Origin of the sequence: Caballeronia hypogeia (genome assembly GCF_001544875.2) — a bacterium.
GTDB classification, from domain to species: Bacteria; Pseudomonadota; Gammaproteobacteria; order Burkholderiales; family Burkholderiaceae; genus Caballeronia; species Caballeronia hypogeia.
In genome coordinates this window covers 38,427-54,850 of the sequence record NZ_FCOA02000014.1, presented here as the reverse complement: position 1 = coordinate 54,850, position 16,424 = coordinate 38,427, and the positions used below count along the sequence as shown (strand labels likewise).

Annotated in this window: 15 protein-coding genes and 2 pseudogenes; 14 read left to right on the top strand and 3 right to left on the bottom strand. The window is 62.7% G+C overall.

Features of this window, described 5'->3' with window-relative positions:
- Positions 1-14 precede the first annotated feature (14 nt).
- Together AWB79_RS20660 and AWB79_RS38365 are read right to left on the bottom strand one after the other, a co-directional pair.
- Positions 15-1,259, bottom strand: a complete 1,245-nt coding sequence (locus AWB79_RS20660; protein WP_061169303.1) for an acyl-CoA dehydrogenase family protein — start codon at positions 1,257-1,259, stop codon at positions 15-17.
- Positions 1,260-1,569: 310 nt separating this feature from the next.
- Positions 1,570-1,794, bottom strand: a pseudogene (locus AWB79_RS38365) (HEAT repeat domain-containing protein); the annotation flags it as partial.
- 115 nt (positions 1,795-1,909) lie between these two features.
- Here AWB79_RS38365 and AWB79_RS20655 point away from each other — a divergent pair.
- Positions 1,910-2,416: a LysR substrate-binding domain-containing protein gene (locus AWB79_RS20655; protein ID WP_074169403.1), complete on the top strand. Its 507-nt coding sequence runs from the start codon at positions 1,910-1,912 to the stop codon at positions 2,414-2,416.
- Positions 2,417-2,807: 391 nt separating this feature from the next.
- Positions 2,808-3,203 carry a tautomerase family protein gene (locus AWB79_RS20650; RefSeq protein WP_061169302.1) on the top strand — a complete coding sequence of 132 codons (396 nt, stop codon included), beginning with the start codon at positions 2,808-2,810 and terminating at the stop codon, positions 3,201-3,203.
- A gap of 20 nt (positions 3,204-3,223) precedes the next feature.
- On the opposite strand, the pseudogene AWB79_RS20645 reads toward AWB79_RS20650, so the two are convergent.
- Positions 3,224-3,819 (bottom strand): annotated as a pseudogene (locus tag AWB79_RS20645) (GlxA family transcriptional regulator); the annotation flags it as partial.
- 714 nt (positions 3,820-4,533) lie between these two features.
- Between AWB79_RS20645 and AWB79_RS20640 the strand changes: the two are divergent.
- From AWB79_RS20640 to AWB79_RS20585, 12 genes are all read left to right on the top strand, one after another.
- Positions 4,534-5,211, top strand: coding sequence for a GntR family transcriptional regulator (locus tag AWB79_RS20640; RefSeq protein WP_061169301.1), 678 nt, complete (start codon positions 4,534-4,536; stop codon positions 5,209-5,211).
- Between the two features lie 201 nt (positions 5,212-5,412).
- On the top strand, positions 5,413-6,285 hold the full coding sequence (locus AWB79_RS20635; RefSeq protein ID WP_061169300.1) for an alpha/beta fold hydrolase: 873 nt from the start codon (positions 5,413-5,415) through the stop codon (positions 6,283-6,285).
- Positions 6,278-7,240, top strand: a complete 963-nt coding sequence (locus AWB79_RS20630; protein WP_061169299.1) for a flavin reductase — start codon at positions 6,278-6,280, stop codon at positions 7,238-7,240. Before AWB79_RS20635 ends, AWB79_RS20630 begins: the two co-directional genes overlap by 8 nt.
- A gap of 50 nt (positions 7,241-7,290) precedes the next feature.
- On the top strand, positions 7,291-7,605 hold the full coding sequence (locus AWB79_RS20625; protein WP_061152442.1) for an NIPSNAP family protein: 315 nt from the start codon (positions 7,291-7,293) through the stop codon (positions 7,603-7,605).
- Between the two features lie 57 nt (positions 7,606-7,662).
- Entirely contained in the window at positions 7,663-8,694 is a 1,032-nt protein-coding gene (locus AWB79_RS20620) for an ABC transporter substrate-binding protein (protein WP_061169298.1), read from the top strand.
- 54 nt (positions 8,695-8,748) lie between these two features.
- The gene (locus AWB79_RS20615) at positions 8,749-9,633 is read left to right on the top strand and encodes an ABC transporter permease (protein WP_061169297.1); all 885 of its coding nucleotides are present in this window, start codon (positions 8,749-8,751) and stop codon (positions 9,631-9,633) included.
- Position 9,634: 1 nt separating this feature from the next.
- Entirely contained in the window at positions 9,635-10,438 is an 804-nt protein-coding gene (locus AWB79_RS20610; protein WP_061169296.1) for an ABC transporter permease, read from the top strand.
- Positions 10,439-10,449: 11 nt separating this feature from the next.
- Complete coding sequence (locus AWB79_RS20605) at positions 10,450-11,532, top strand: ABC transporter ATP-binding protein (protein ID WP_061169295.1); 1,083 nt, start codon at positions 10,450-10,452, stop codon at positions 11,530-11,532.
- A 1-nt stretch (position 11,533) separates the two neighbouring features.
- Complete coding sequence (locus AWB79_RS20600) at positions 11,534-12,319, top strand: GntR family transcriptional regulator (RefSeq protein ID WP_082862405.1); 786 nt, start codon at positions 11,534-11,536, stop codon at positions 12,317-12,319.
- A 29-nt stretch (positions 12,320-12,348) separates the two neighbouring features.
- On the top strand, positions 12,349-13,509 hold the full coding sequence (locus tag AWB79_RS20595) for a porin (protein ID WP_082862404.1): 1,161 nt from the start codon (positions 12,349-12,351) through the stop codon (positions 13,507-13,509).
- Between the two features lie 87 nt (positions 13,510-13,596).
- Positions 13,597-15,042, top strand: a complete 1,446-nt coding sequence (locus AWB79_RS20590) for an NAD-dependent succinate-semialdehyde dehydrogenase (protein WP_198399067.1) — start codon at positions 13,597-13,599, stop codon at positions 15,040-15,042.
- A gap of 20 nt (positions 15,043-15,062) precedes the next feature.
- Entirely contained in the window at positions 15,063-16,424 is a 1,362-nt protein-coding gene (locus AWB79_RS20585) for an MFS transporter (RefSeq protein WP_082862403.1), read from the top strand.

The window sequence follows — 16,424 nt, the reverse complement described above, 5'->3', positions numbered from 1 at the left end:
GAAGGAAGAAAAAGTCAGGCCACGCCGATGCGCCATTGCCCCGGCGGCAGCGTGCCGTTCACGGCGAAGTCGCCGACGATGCGGTCCTTGTAGATGCGCGGGTTATGCGACGCGATGGTGCGCGCGTTGCGCCAGTAGCGATCGAGTCCCGAAGTGCGCAACGTCGCCGAAGCGCCGAGTGCGTCGAAGACGTTCGCGCTGGCGTCGAGAATCAGTTGCGACGCGACGGTCTGCGCCTGCCAGATCTCGATCTCGGTCTCCGCGATGATGGCGAGCGCGTCCGGCTCGTCGAACGACGCCACCGCGCGTTCGAGCGCGCGCGCCGCCTGCGCGACGATCGCGCCGGCCGTCCACGCGTGTGCGCGGGCGCGGCCGACGACCTGCAGCAATTGCGGATCTTCCGGCGCGCGTGAGGTCACGGCATTGCTGTAGCTGCGCTTGCGGCTGGCGAGAACCGCGGCGGCATCGCTCGCGACGGCGCGGCCGATGCCCGCGAGCGTCGCCAGATGCACGAGCTGATAGAACGCTTCGGAGTAGGGAAACGGCGCGCGGCCCGCGACGATCTCGCGTTCATCGACCTTCACGTTGTTGAAGCGGCTCGTGCCGCTCGCGGTGAGACGCTGGCCCATGCCGTCCCAGTCGTCGATCACTTCCACGCCGTCCGTATGACGTTTGACCGTGACTGAAACCGCCTCATCGTCCGCATCGGTTGCGCCGACGTGGATCCAGTCGGCGAAGAGCGACCCCGTCGTATAGAACTTCGCGCCGTTCAGATGCCAGCCGCTCGCGTTGCGCGTGAGGCGCGTCGCGAACTGGCTGCGCGGCGCCTCGCCGGTCTCGGACCACGCTGCGCCGACGATCTCGCCGTTGCCGAGCCGCGCGAGCCATCGCTCGCGTCGTTCGGCGGGACTATCCAGTGCATGCTCGGTGAAGCCGAAATGCGCGCGCAGCGCCTGCGTGATGTTGGAATCCGCCTCCGACAGTTCGATCAACAGTTCGAACAATTCGACGAGCCGGATGCCTTTTCCGCCATGCTCGCGCGGCACGCGCAACGACGTGAAGCCCGCGTCGCGCAGCCATGCGATCTCGTCGGCGGGAAGGCGGCGTTCGAGCTCGCGCGTCACGCTCTGTTCGCGAATGCGAGCGAATACGGGGCGAAAGGAAGCGGCGAGCGCCGCGTAGTTTTCCGTGGGGCCGGGGCCCCACGCAGCGCCGACGACGACACCCGAAGGCAGGGGAGCATTGCGATCGAAAGGCATGGTGCATGTGCGAGGTTCGTGAAAGCGTCGATTATCTGCAACCAATGCGCCAACGCTAAACGATGAATCCTCAGAAGCTAAGGCGAAATCGTCGCTATTCGAAGCCGCGCAGTGGACGATCTCATACCGGGACGTCCGATAGCAGCGCGCACAGCATCGGTGAGAGACGACGCCGCGCGATTGCTGCATCGCGTTCGTTGCGCGCAATGCATTGCAGAAAAGTTTCGTTGTGGAGTCGTTTTCCCTTGACCTGGATTCGATCAATCGAGCGGACCCGGAGTGAAACCATGAGTGATGCTTTGGGCGCGCCTCAGCCGCACCGCGCGCCGATTTGCCCAATCGCGATGCGTGCGGTCTTGCGCACTTCGGGATTGCGGTCCTCCAGGGCGGCTTCGAGCACCGGCAGCGCATCGATGTTGCCGAGTTCGCCGAGGGCGAGCGCCGCTTCCTTGCGCACGTTGCTGATCGGTTACGTCAGCAGGTCTGCGGCGGCACACATGCTCGCGGCATCGCGCAAACGGCCCAGCGCGCGGGCATCGGCGCCGCCGTGGCGTTCTTCAATGCCGTTAGACTGTCCGCCGCGGCGTCGCGCGTATTAATGGCTGATACCGCTGCTCGCGCGCTTTTCATCACGGTATCCGGATATCGATTTGCGGCTGCATGCCCCCAATGATCCAGTCGATCTGACGCGCGAATCGGTGGATATCGATTTGCGATACGGCGCGCGCAGGCTGCAGCCGGCGGGCACGCTGGTGCTCGATTTGCCGTCGGAGACCATCGTGCCGCTGTGTTCGCCGAAGCTGATGGAAGGCGCGAACGCAATTCGCACGGTGGCGGATCTGAAGCATCACACGCTGATTCACAGCGAGAACTGCCTCGTCGGATGGCGCGACTGGATGCGCATGCATCGAAAGACGCCGCTCGATATTTCACGCGGGCCGCGCTTCGATCGCTCGTTCACGGCGATCAGTGCGGCGGCTGATGGGGGTCGGCGTGTGTCTGGAGAGTTTGCTGCTGGTGCAGCGGGAACTCGATACGGGCAAGCTCGTGGCGCCGTTCGGATTCGATGGGTTGAGCGTGAATGGGAAGACGTTGAACCTGCTGAAGTCGTCGATGGATTTGCCGAAGGTCAAGAGCTTTCAGGACTGGCTGTTTGAGGAGCTGGAGTAGTCGTGTTTTCAGGGCGCGACATTCGGATGATTGGTGGAGTGTGGGGTCGTTCGCATGGTGACTTTACATAAGTAACAATGATTGGCATTTATGTAGTTATACGAATGATGATCGAGCCGTTACGCCAAACTCACGCCACCTGTTCGGCGCACGGAAGCTGCAGCCGAGACCCGTCTCAGGCCCCTTTCGGTTGGGCAGATCGGCTTCTTGAGGACATTTCAACTGCGGCTTCGCATTGAAAGCGCCCGCGCTGAGCATCCGAAACATGATCGATAGATGGGGCGCCACCTCGGTTGCATGGCCGAAAACCTTGCGCATGCGACATTGGAACGGCTCCGCGTTCGATCGAGAACGGGGTTTTCGAGGAGTGAAACGACCATGCCGTATTTGCAACTGGATGTATGCGGCCACTATTCGGTGGAAGACAAGCAGCGCCTGGCGCTGAAGATGAGCGAGACCTACGCACAGTTGATGTCGGTCGACATCCGGCGAATCAGTGTCGCGATTCGGGAACTGGGCGACGGAGGCGTCTGGCGGATTCCAGAAGCCGGTGAAGAGCCCGTGCCGGTCGCGGTCATGATGCTGGACGTCAGAAAGGGACGGCCACCCGAGTTGCGCATGGAAGTGGCGAAAGCGCTATGCGCGCATTGCATCGATATTCTCGGCCTGCGCGAAGACCGACTCAACGTTGAATTCACGCAGCACTCCGGGGACGAGATGTATCACCCGGCGCTGGGCGGCTATAGCCCGGAGTGGACGCCGGGCGAGCAGTAGTCAGCCTGACCTGGTGTGCATCAGACCGCAAGCGGTGTGACTCCCGACGCCCGCTGAATGGTCTGCGGCGGCTGACCGAACGCACGCAGGAACGCCTGACGCATGCGTTCACGGTCACCGAAACCAGTCTCTCTCGCGACCACCTCGATCGGATGGCGCGTCGTCTCCATCATGAGACGAGCGGCTTCCACGCGAAGCCGCTCTACCGCCTTGGCGGGCGATTGCCCCGTTTCCTCACGAAAGACCCGGCTGAACTGGCGCGGACTGAGCCGCGCCGCTTCGGCCAGCCGCTCGACCGACAAATCGCTCGCGAGGTTTTCGCTCGCGTAGGTGAGCGCCATCTGCACGCGATCCGAGCGTGCGCCCATCTCCAGGAGCGCCGAGAACTGCGACTGGCCGCCCCCGCGCCGTTGATAGAGCACGAGCTTGCGCGCGACCATGCGCGACGTTTCCAGCCCGAAGTCGCTTTCGATCATGGCGAGCCGGCTGCCGCCAGTACGAACGCGCCCGTGCAGATCGACGCAATGCGCCGTGAATGATGCGGCGCCTGTCGAAGAAAGTCGATCAGCGCCGCCGAAGGCAGGCGGCATTCGTTATCGCCCGCGACGATCAGCGTGTGATCACAGCGTTCTGCACCAACTCGAGTCTATAACGCGATGCCCGGGTCATCGAACCGTCTTGGAATCGGTCTGTCGTCGTTGCTCTCAGCAAGCCGCGTATCGGATCTGCGCCCAATCGCTTGAGGCACGCTACCGATGCGGGAATTGCTTTGCTCCGTACTGTCAGGCGGGATGGACTCCGAAAAATCACCGGCCGTTAAAGCCAAGGCTTCGCAGCAAGTTCACACGTTGTTTCCTCGAACGCTGTCGAGGCTAGCGCTTCGTCGAGTCGCAACTATCTAATCGATCGCTCCTGTTTCAGCTCACCTGTCGAAAAACGCTTAAGGCGGCAGCGGAGACGGTGAGCCTGTTCAATTGACAGCTTTGCGACTAGATTGCGGTGACAGATTCATTTCGCGGACTTCTGCTTCCTTATTGTAGAGGGACGTAACGGACTGGTCTTCCATCATGTCGGCGAGTTGACGGATTTATCTCGCAAACGGTGACGGAATTATTTTTATCTACGCCTGCGTATTTCAACGTGCCGTCCTGTTTATACCCCATCATTAACGAGCGCACGCCCGATTTGACCTCTACTACACGAGAGAAACCGTCGATGACGAACCTCTTGCCTCATTCAAGGTAGGGGCTCACAGCAACGATTTGATGAGACTGGCTGGCGTTTATGAGCAATAATATGGGATACCAGTTCGATTCGTTAAAAGGCTGAAATGTCGGATCTCAAAGTTGACCGAAACGCGAAGACGCTTCGCGAACTGACGCTCGAAAAGCTGCGCGAAGCGATCGTGCAGGGTTATTTCCGCCCGGGCGCGCGACTTGTCGAGCGGACGCTGTGCGACGAACTGGGCGTAAGCCGCACCGTCGTGCGCGAAGTGCTGCGCCATCTCGAAACCGAAGGTCTGGTCGATATTGTGTCGCGCCAAGGACCGGTTGTGGCGCGACTCGATCCAACGCAGGTCTCGGAAATCTATGAGTTGCGCGGTCTGCTCGAAGCCAATGCGGCCCGCGCCTGCGCCAAGAACGCGACGCCCGAACTTGTCGAAAAATTGCGCAGCATTCGCCGCAAGATCGAGGACGCTTTCGCCCGCAACGCCTTCGCGGAAGTCCTCACGCAAACAGAATCTTTCTACGACGTACTTTTCGAAGGCGCGCAGAAATCGGTCTCTCTGTCCGTCGTGCGCTCACTGAACACGCGGATTAACCGGCTGCGCGCGTTGACGATATCGTCGACGGGGCGCGGCGAGGAATCGAATCGAGAAATGAACGCGCTGCTCGAAGCCATAGAACGAGGCGACGGCGATGCCGCGTTCGAAGCGTCCGCCGCACATATCCGGCGGGTTGCGGGTCTGGCGCAAGAGGCGCTCAGCCAGTCGAGCGAGCCCGAATAATCGCGCGACCGAAGAACCATCTGTCTGACAAGAAACCGCCCGAGTGGCGGTTTTTTATTGCCTGCATTCGGCCTGAACACCGTGTCATGGTATTCCATAATATTCTGTCGGTGTTCTCGAGAATAATATGGCATACCATCATTGGTTGATACGGCGTTGGAGACAGGCTATGAAGCAGGAACACGATAAGGAACTGGGCGCATGAAGCCGGAAGCAAGCCGCCTCGTCGCGGGCGCCGTGGCGGGCGGCACGCGATACAGCTTGTACGCGTCGCGCGCCGGCCAGAGTGCTGGGACCGTGGTGTTGATCCACGGCGTGGGCATGAATCACAGCGTCTGGGCGCCGCAGATCGACGCCCTCAGCGCGTACTTCGATGTCCTCGCCTACGACATGCCCGGCCACGGCGAAAGCGCGTTGCCGAGCGCCGAACCGACGCTCGCCGAATACGCAATGCAGCTCTCCGCGCTGCTCGACGCGCTGAAGATCGAACGCGTGCACGTTGTCGGACATTCGATGGGCGCGCTCGTCGCGCTCGAATTCGCGCTCACGCTTCCGGCTCGCACGCAGAGCGTCGCGGCCCTGAACGCTGTCTACGATCGCACGCCGGAACAAAGCGCCGCCGTGATGAACCGCGCCTCGACGCTGGATGCGACCGAAACCGGCGTCGGCGTCGATGCAACCATTGCGCGCTGGTTCGGCGAGCCGGTGCCCGCGCATTTGGCGCAGTCCGCGCAAGACCTGCGCGCCTTGTTGCTGAACGTGGACCCGGTCGGGTACGCGCGCACGTATCGACTGTTCGCGAGTTCGGACGGCGCGCATGTCGGCCGTCTTGAGTGCCTGAACATGCCCGCGCTTTTCCTGACCGGCGAATTCGATCCGAATTCCAGCCCGTCGATGTCGCAAGCGATGGCGTCGGCGGCTCGCAACGGCCGCGCCGAAATCATCGACGGCGCGCGCCACATGATGAACGTCACAGATCCCGAGCGCGTCAACGAGCGGCTCGTCGCCTTTCTGACGCGAGCCGCGGCCGCGCAACCGATCCACACAACACATACAGGAGCACGTCATGACTGACACGATTCAAAGCCAGGTGCTCGATCTCGCAGAGTTTCGCCGCGCGCTCGGCGCGTTCGTGACCGGCGTGACGGTCGTCACGACCATTCAACCCGACGGCTCGCCGCGCGGCTTCACGGCGAATTCGTTCACGTCGGTGTCGCTCGATCCGCCGCTGATTCTCGTGTGCATCGCCAAGACGGCGTCGAGTCACGCCGTGTTCTCGGCCACGGATCACTTCGCGGTGAGCGTGCTCGCGGAAGGTCAGAAAGCGGTGTCGGGCGTGTTCGCGTCGAAGGCCGCCGACAAGTTCACGCAGGTCGACTGGCACACGCGCGCGACCGGCGCACCGCTGATGAACGGCGCGGCCGCGAGCTTCGATTGCAGGACGCACGAGGTCGTCGATGCGGGCGATCACATCATTCTGATCGGCCGCGTCGTGGACTTTACGCATACGACTTCGTCGCCGCTCGGCTATTGCCGCGGCGCCTATGTGAACTTCAGCCTGTCGCAGGAAGCACTGGCCGCGGCTGGCTCGCGTGCCAAAGTCGGCGCGATTCTCGAACTGGATGGCGGCGTCGTTCTGCTGGACACGCCGCAAGGCCTGGAGTTGCCGTGCGGAATCAAGCTTGAGCCATCGAGCGATGCGACCAGCTTGCGCGGCGTGCTCGCCAAGCTCGGCCTCGACGCGCATCTGGATTTCCTGTTCGCCGTGTTCGAGGAGAGCAGCGGCCATGCGCCGGGCGTGCATGTGTATTACCGCGGACGCGTGTCCAGCGATGGCCTTGCGTTGCCATCGGCCTCGTCGCGCGTGCGTGTGGTTCCGCTCGGCGAGATCGCGTGGGATCGCATCCGCGACGACGCCGTTCGTTCGATGCTCCAACGCTATGTGCGCGAACGCAGCGAAGACGCGTTCGGCATCTATGTGGGCGACAGCGCGACGGGCAAGGTTCAGTCGCTGGCGACATCGCACTGAATGCACGAGCGAAAACTCAATCCCTTCGTCATGCGCTGAACGGAAAACCCATGTTCTACGAAATCCGAACGTATCGAATCAAGACCGGCGCGGTTCCGGCCTATCTGAAACTCGTCGAGGAAGAGGGCATCGAGTTGCAGAAGAAGTATCTGCAGGACCTCGTCGGCTATTTCTTCTCGGAGATCGGGCCGCTTAACCAGATCGTTCATATCTGGGCTTATCCGTCGCTCGACGAACGCGATCGCAGGCGCGCCGCGCTCGCAAACGATCCGGCGTGGCAGGCCTTCGCGCCGAAGATTCAGGCGCTCATGGAAGAGATGGAAAACAAGATCATGCGGCCGACGAATTTCTCGCCGCTCAAGTAAACGACAAACAGACCGCTGACAACGCGGCTTCACTCACACATCAGGCAGGAGACAGCAATGAACACGAGAAAGAGTCTTTTTGCAGCGAGCTTGATCGCCGCCAGCGCGGCATGCGTATTCGGCACGCTCGTGCAAGCCGCTGAACCGATTGTTTTCACGAGCTGGGGCGGCACGACGCAATCGTCGCAGCAGAAGGACTGGGCTCAGCCCTTTGCACAGGCGAACGGCATCAACGTGCTGATGGACGGACCGACCGACTACGGCAAGCTCAAGGCGATGGTCGAAAGCGGCAACGTGACGTGGGATGTGGTCGATGTCGAAGGGGACTTCGCTTATGCCGCGCAGCAAGCGGGGCTCGTCGAGCCGATCGACTACAACGTCGTGAAGAAGGACGAGCTGGACCCGCGTTTCGCGACGCCGTCCGCGGTCGGCAGCTTCTACTACTCGTTCGTGCTCGGCTATAACAAGGCCAAGTTCGCGAGCGCGCAACCGGCCAATTGGGGCGACTTGTTCGACACGAAGAAGTTTCCGGGCAAGCGCACGCTCTACAAGTGGTCCGCGCCGGGCGTGCTCGAAATCGCGTTGCTGGCGGACGGCGTGCCCGCGAACAAGCTCTATCCGCTCGATCTCGATCGCGCGTTCAAGAAACTCGACACCATCAAGGGCGACATCGTCTGGTGGAGCGGCGGCGCGCAGTCGCAGCAATTGCTGGCCTCCGGCGAAGCGCCGATGGGCGTGTTCTGGAACGGACGCCTGCATGCTCTCGCTCAGACGGGTGTTCCCGTGGGCATCTCATGGAATCAGAACCTGACCGCGGCCGACATGCTCGTGGTTCCCAAGGGCTCGAAGCATAAAGCCGAAGCGATGAAGTTCCTCGCCTACGCGACCAGCGCTCAGGCTCAGGCCAAGTTCGCGACCGATACGAATTACGCGCCGATCAACATCAAGTCGCCGGCATTGATGCCCGCCGATGTCCAGAAACAGCTTCCCGATCAATTCAAGACCTCGCAGATCAATCTCGACATGAAGTACTGGGCGCAGAACCGCGATGCGATCGCGAAGCGCTGGTACGCGTGGCAGTCGAAGTAAGTCGCCGCTCATTCGCGGAGATCGCGGGCAACACAGCCTGGATTGGGAGTCACCATGCCGAACGTCCTCAGTACCGTTGCACCCCCCGCCGCGAAAGCGCGGCGCAAACCGGACTGGCGCAGCATGCGCCTTCTCGCCCCCGCGCTGCTGTTGCTCGCGATCTTCTTCGTCCTGCCGGTGTTGTCGCTACTGCTTCGCAGCATTCTCGATCCGACGCCGGGCTTGCAGAACTATGCGGAGTTGCTCGGCTCGACGACCTATCTGAAGGTCTTCGGCAACACGTTCCTCGTGGCAACCGTCGTGACGATCGCGACGCTGGTCATCGGCTTTCCGACCGCGTGGCTGCTCGCCATCGCGCCGCGCCGGATCAGCTCGCTGCTGTTCTCGATCATGCTGCTCTCCATGTGGACCAACCTGCTCGCGCGCACCTTCGCATGGATGGTGCTGCTGCAATCGACCGGGCCGATCAATCGTCTGCTGATGTTCCTGCACATCATCAACGAGCCGCCGCTCGCGCTGGTGAACAACCTCGTGGGCGTGACCGTTGGCATGACCTACATCATGCTGCCGTTCCTCGTGATGCCGCTGCACGCAACCTTGCGCAGCATCGATGCATCGACCTTGCGCGCGGCCGCCGTGTGCGGCGCAAATCGCTGGCAGGCGTTCTGGCGCGTGCTCGTGCCGCTCGCGGCGCCGGGCATCGCGTCGGGCGCGCTGATGGTCTTCGTGATGGCGCTCGGCTACTTCGTGACCCCCGCGCTGCTCGGCGGACCCTCGTACATGATGCTGGCCGAACTCATCGCGCAGCTCGTGCAAGGTTTGTTGAACTGGGGTCTTGCCGGCGCCGCTGCATTCGTGCTGCTCGCGGTGACGCTCGCTCTCTTCGCGTTGCAACTGCGCTTCACCGGCGGCGCGCGCACCAGCATGGGAGGTCGCTGACATGTTGCTCGATTTCGATCGTCTCGGCTCGATGAAGTGGGTGTTGATCGCGATTGGCAGCGCGGTGGGACTTTTCCTCCTGCTGCCGATTCTCTTCATCGTCGCGCTGTCTTTCGGCGACTCGCAATGGCTGATCTTCCCCGCGCCGGGCTGGACGCTGGAGTGGTATCGCCAGTTGTTCACCGACTCCGGCTGGGTGGATTCGCTGCTGACGAGCGCCAAGCTCGCGGTGATCGTCACGGTGCTGTCGGTCGTGCTCGGGCTGCTTGCATCGCTTGCGCTGGTGCGCGGCAAGTTTCGCGGACGCAGCGCCGTGCAGGCCTTCTTCCTCACGCCAATGGTGCTGCCCGTGGTCGTGCTCGCGGTTGCGCTGTATGCGTTCAGCCTGCGCGTCGGGCTCAACGGCACGACGACGGGCTTCGTGATCGGCCATCTGATCATCGCGCTGCCGTTCTCGATCATCTCCATCAGCAATTCGCTCGCGAGCTTCGATACATCGCTCGAAGATGCCGCGCTCGTATGCGGCGCGTCGCCGCTTGAAGTGAAGCTGCGCGTGACCCTGCCCGCGATTCATCTGGGCATCTTCGCGGCGGCGATCTTCTCGTTCCTCGCCTCGTGGGATGAGGTTGTCGTGTCGATCTTCATGTCGAGCCCCACGTTGCAGACCTTGCCGGTGCGGATCTGGTCGACCTTGCGTCAGGACCTGACGCCCGTGGTCGCCGCGGCGTCCTCGCTGCTCGTTGCGCTGACGACCTTTTTAATGCTGGCGGCCGCCGTGCTGCGCCGTCCCCGTTCCGTGAAGTGAGGTAACGCGCCATGACATTCCTTCAGATCCAGCACCTGCGCAAGACCTACGATGACGTCGTTGCCATCGACAACGTTTCGCTCGACATCGAGCGCGGCGAATTCATGACCTTCCTCGGGCCCTCGGGTTCGGGCAAGAGCACGACGCTCTATATCGTCGCAGGCTTTCAGGAGCCGACCGAAGGGCGCGTGTTGCTCGACGGCAAGCCGCTGCTTTCCGTCGCACCGAACAAGCGCAACATCGGCATGGTTTTTCAGCGCTATACGCTGTTTCCTCATCTGACGGTGGGCGAGAACGTCGCATTTCCGCTGCGCGTGCGCCGCCGGCCCGATGCCGAGGTCAGGAAGAAAGTCGACGAGATGCTCGCGCTCGTGCATCTCTCGGAGTTCCGCGATCGCATGCCCGCGCAGATGTCCGGTGGCCAGCAGCAACGCGTGGCGATTGCGCGCGCGCTCGCTTACGACCCGCCCGTGCTCTTGATGGACGAGCCGCTTTCCGCGCTCGACAAGAAGCTGCGCGAGGAGATTCAGCTCGAACTGCGCCGCATTCACCAGGAAACGGGCGTCACGATTCTGTATGTGACGCACGATCAGGAAGAGGCGCTTCGGCTGTCGGATCGCATCGCGGTGTTCAACAAGGGACGCATCGAGCAATGCGGAACGGGCGAGGAACTCTATTCCAATCCCGCGTCGAAGTTCGTCGCCAACTTCATCGGCAACTCGAACTTCCTGCCCGTTCGCGTGACGTCGAGCAGCACGGAACAATCGAGCGGTGTGTTTCCCAACGGTCATGCCGTAACCGCTGCCGGCAACGCGTCGCTCACGGCGGGCGATGAAGGCACGCTCATGGTTCGTCCGGAACAGATCCGCATCCGGGCGCTCGGCGCGTCGAACGCGTCCGCGGGCTTGCCCGTGACCGTGCGCGACATCACCTATCTCGGCGACGCCATGCACTACGCGGTTGCGACGCCCTGGGAGCAGGAGATTTCCATTCGTATGCCGGCGGGCGACCATCGGGACAGCGGTCTCGTGATCGGCACGCAGGCGCTCGTCGATTGGGATGTTCGCGATGTCCGGCTCTTCACGCAGGCCTGATATGCGCGACCGGATGTCTTCGCTGAAGGTCGAGCGGCCCAACATCACGCTGCGCGAGCTGGCGCTCGAGAAGATGCGTTCGGCCATTCTGGACGCACGCTTTCTTCCCGGCGACCGGCTGGTGGAACGCCCTTTGTGCGAGGAACTCGGCGTGAGCCGCACGGTGGTGCGCGAGGTGTTGCGGCATCTTGAAACGGAAGGGCTGATCGAGTCCCAGCCGAATCAAGGGCAGATCGTCGCCATTCTGGATGCGGATACCGCTGCTGAAATCTACGAAATTCGCGCGTTGCTCGAAAGCGAAGCTGCGATGGCTTGCGCGCGATACGCGGACGACGATGTCGTCGCGGAGCTTGCGAAGTGCCTCGATGCGATCCAGCGCGCCTTCGATACGCACGACCATCATGCGGTGCGCGATCACACGACCGCGTTCTACGAACGCATGTTCACCGGCGGACAGAAGAATGTCGCGTGGGAAATCGTGCAGTCGCTGACCGCCCGGATCAATCGACTGAGAGCAATGACGATCGCTTCCGACGACCGAGGCCGACAGGCGGTTCAGGAAATGCGCCAGATCCTCGGCGCGATCCGCTCGCGGAACGCCCTCGACGCACGCGATGCTGCGCGAGCGCACGTCGAACGCGTGTCGGCAATCGCACGGGATTTGCTGAGCGAAGGACAGACGAACGCGTCCTGGAAGCGAGCCAATCACGACGTTCGCGACAGCGCGATCGTGCCGCAAAGAGCAATGCCATACAAGAAGCAACAACCACGGTTCATCAAACCATAAGCAGTCAACCGGTTCGGAGGAGGAAGAGCATGGCCAAGGGTTTCGTCAAGGCGCACGTTGCATGCGTGCTGGCAGGGAGCGCATTGTTCGCCGCGAATGCGTACGCGCAGTCGTCCGTCACACTGTACGGCGTGATCGACGAGGGCATTGACTATGTCAACAACAGCGGCGGGCATTCGCTCTGGCGCATGCGTGACGGTACTTACGACGGCGTCTACGGCAGCCGCTGGGGACTGAAGGGCAGCGAGGAACTCGGCGGCGGCCTCTCCGCTATCTTCAAGCTCGAATCTGGCTTCAGTACCGAAAACGGACAGAGCCGGCAAGGCGGGCGTCTTTTCGGGCGTCAGGCGTATGTCGGGCTGTCGGACACGCGCTTGGGCACGGTGACGCTGGGCCGTCAATACGATTCCGTGGTCGATTTCCTTCAGCCGCTGACCGCGCCCGGCCAACTCGCCGGTCCGCTCGTGCATGCGGGCGACATCGACAACACCGACAACTCGTTTCGCGTCGACAACTCGGTCAAGTACGCGAGCCCGAAGATCGGCGGCCTGACCTTCGGCGGCCTCTATTCGTTCACGAACACCAATGCGCCGGGACGCGGCACCACGGGCTTGTGGAGCGTGGGGGCGAACTACGCGTTCGGCCCGTTCAATGTCGCGGGCGCGTATCTCTATGCGAAGAACCCGGCGTTGCTGCTGACCGATGGAAACTTCGTCGCCAACACGACAGGCGCGGCGATTGGCGCGACCGGGCCGTTCAGCTACGTCGGCAATCCGGCGAACGAACAGGTATTCGGTGCGGCGCTCAACTATGCGATCGGCGCCGCGACGCTCGGCATCGACTACACGAACACGAAGTTCAACGACGCGAACGGCACCAATGGCACCGTGCGCTTCGACAACTATGAAGCATGGGGACGCTACAACCTCACGCCCGCTTGGTATGTCGGCGCGCAGTACGTCTACACGCACGGCAACATCGGCTACAGCCAGGCCATTCCGATTTATCACCAGGTGGGCCTGACCACGGCCTACGCGCTCTCCAAGCGCACGTCGGTCTATGCGATGGGCGTCTGGCAAAAAGCCGCGGGCGCGGCGACCAATGCGGACATCTTCGAAGGCGCGGTCGCCACGGCTTCATCGAACAATCATCAACTCATGGGACGGGTGGGCATCTTCCACCTGTTCTGATTCGCTTGGTCATAGGCGTCGCGGATCGCGCGGGCGGCAAGCCGACGACGCATTTTTAGTAGAGGAATCACTGTGGAACTGAAATCCATGCTGAAGGACGCATCGCTTCTCCGTCACCAGGCTTTTATCGACGGTCAGTGGTGCACGGCGGATTCGGACGCGACCTTCGACGTGTTCGATCCGGCGACGGGCCGCTCGCTCGGCAGCGTGCCGAAGATGGGCGCACAGGAAACGCTGCGCGCCATCGACGCCGCCAATGCAGCGTGGCCTGCCTGGCGCGCAAAAACGGCAAAGGAGCGCGCGCTGCTGATGCGCCGCTGGTTCGAACTGATGCTGGAGAACACGGACGATCTCGCGCTCATCCTGACTTCCGAGCAAGGCAAGCCGCTCGCGGAAGCGAAGGGCGAGATCGCCTATGCGGCATCGTTCATCGAATGGTTCGCGGAAGAGGGCAAGCGCGTCGCCGGCGATACGCTCGCCACGCCCGCGGCCGACAAGCGGCTCGTCGTCGTGAAGGAGCCGATCGGCGTGTGCGCTGCGATCACGCCGTGGAATTTTCCGGCCGCGATGATTACGCGCAAGGTCGGCCCTGCGCTTGCGGCGGGCTGCCCGATCGTCGTCAAGCCGGCAGAATCGACGCCTTTCTCCGCGCTCGCGATGACCGTGCTCGCCGAGCGCGCCGGCATTCCGGCGGGCGTGCTCAACATCGTGACGGGCGACCCGAAGGAGATCGGCGGCGCGATCACGAGCAGCCCGGTGGTGCGCAAGCTGTCCTTCACCGGATCGACGGGCGTGGGCCGTTTGCTGATGGCGCAAAGCGCGCCGACGGTGAAGAAGGTCACGCTCGAACTCGGCGGCAACGCGCCGTTCATCGTTTTCGACGACGCCGATCTCGACGCCGCGGTCGAAGGCGCGATGGCATCGAAGTATCGCAACAACGGGCAGACGTGCGTGTGCACGAACCGCTTCTACGTGCACGAGCGCGTGTACGACGCGTTCGCGGAAAAGCTCGTCAAGGCCGTCGGCAAGCTGAAGGTGGGACACGGAACCGAGACGGGCGCGACGCTCGGGCCGCTCATCGACGAAGCCGCCGTGAAGAAGGTCGAAGCGCATATCGCCGATGCGGTGGGCAAGGGCGCGAACGTCATCGCGGGCGGCAAGCGTCACGCGCTCGGCCACGGATTCTTCGAGCCGACCGTTCTTGCGAACGCGACCATCGACATGTGTGTCGCCAAGGAAGAAACGTTCGGACCGCTCTCGCCGCTCTTCCGCTTTTCGAGCGATGAGGAAGTCGTGCGGCTCGCCAACGAAACGGAATTCGGGCTGGCGGCGTATTTCTACAGCCGCGATATCGGGCGCATCTGGCGCGTGGCCGAGCAACTCGAATACGGCATGGTCGGGATCAACACGGGCGCCATTTCGAACGAGGTCGCGCCGTTCGGCGGCGTCAAGCAATCGGGACTGGGCCGTGAAGGATCGCACTACGGGATCGACGACTATCTCGTCATCAAATACCTGTGCATGGCCGTTTGAAATCGGGGAAAGGTGTCGAAATGAACTTGTATCCATCTGACGCCCGCGAGGCGAATCCGAAGTCTTCGAGCGCTCACGCGATGGAGCAGGCGAGCGCGGCGGCGAGCATACCGTCGCGCGTGACGGTTCGCGTCGTCGTAATCTGCTTGCTGATGATTCTCGCGGAAGGCTACGACGTCGCGATCTACGGCGCCGTGCTGCCGATGCTCACGCATGGCACCGACTGGTCGCTGTCGCAGTTGCAGCTCGGGGCCATTGCGAGCTGCTCGCTGGCGGGCATGATGATCGGCGCGATGGGCGCCGGAACGCTGAGCGATGTGATTGGCCGACGTTCCGTGCTGCTTTTCAGCGTGGGCCTGTTCTCCGCGATGATGGCCGCCGCCGCGCTCGCGCCGACGCCGGCGTGGTTCGTCATCGCGCGCGTGATCGGCGGACTCGGCCTGGGCGGCGTCGTGCCGACGGCGGCGGCGCTTACCGTCGAGTATTCGCCGGAGAATCGGCGCTCGTTCAACTACGCGCTGATCTACACCGGCTATTCGATCGGCGGCATCGTCGTGGCGCTGCTGGCCATTGCGTGGCTGCCGTCGCATGGCTGGAGAGGGCTGTTCTGGCTGGGCGCGGCGCCACTCGCCGTCATGCCGTTCGTTGCGCGTTACTTGCCGGAATCGATCGATTTCCTGCTGTCGAAGGGGCGCGTCAGCGAGGCGCAGTCCGTCGCCGACACATTGGGCATCCGATGGACTCACGGACAAGTCGCCACGCTCGATGCAGGCAAGAAGGCCAAGGCCGCGCCCGTTCGCGCGCTTTTCGGCAGATCGTATCTTCGCGCGACGCTGGCGTTCTGGCTGGCGATGTTCATGGGCCTGCTCTTGCTGTACGGCCTGAGCACCTGGCTGCCGCAACTGATGCGAAAGGCAGGCTTTCCGCTCGGTTCGAGCCTTGGCCTGCTCGTTGCACTCAATTCGACAGCGGCTGTCGGCTCATTGCTCGGCGGAGCGGTTGCCGACCGGCTCGGCTCGAAGCCCGTCGTGAGCACGCTGTATCTGCTCGCTGCGGCGAGTCTGTGCGCGTTGCCGTTCGCGCATGGGATCGTGGAGGTCTATGTGCTCGTCGGACTTGCGGGCATCGGCACGATAGGCAACACGATGTTGCTGGGCGCCTACATCACGCGCTACTACCCGCCGGGCAATCGCGCGACGGGAATCGGCTGGGCGCTGGGTGTCGGGCGGTTCGGCGCCATCACCGGTCCGTTGATCGGCGGTTTGCTGGCGCAGGCGAATGCGCCGCTGTCGTGGAACTTCTATGCCTTCGCGGTGGCGGGCGTGGCCGCGGCTGCCGTTCTGACGATGGTTCCGGCGACCGTCGGCGAAAAAAATTCGTAA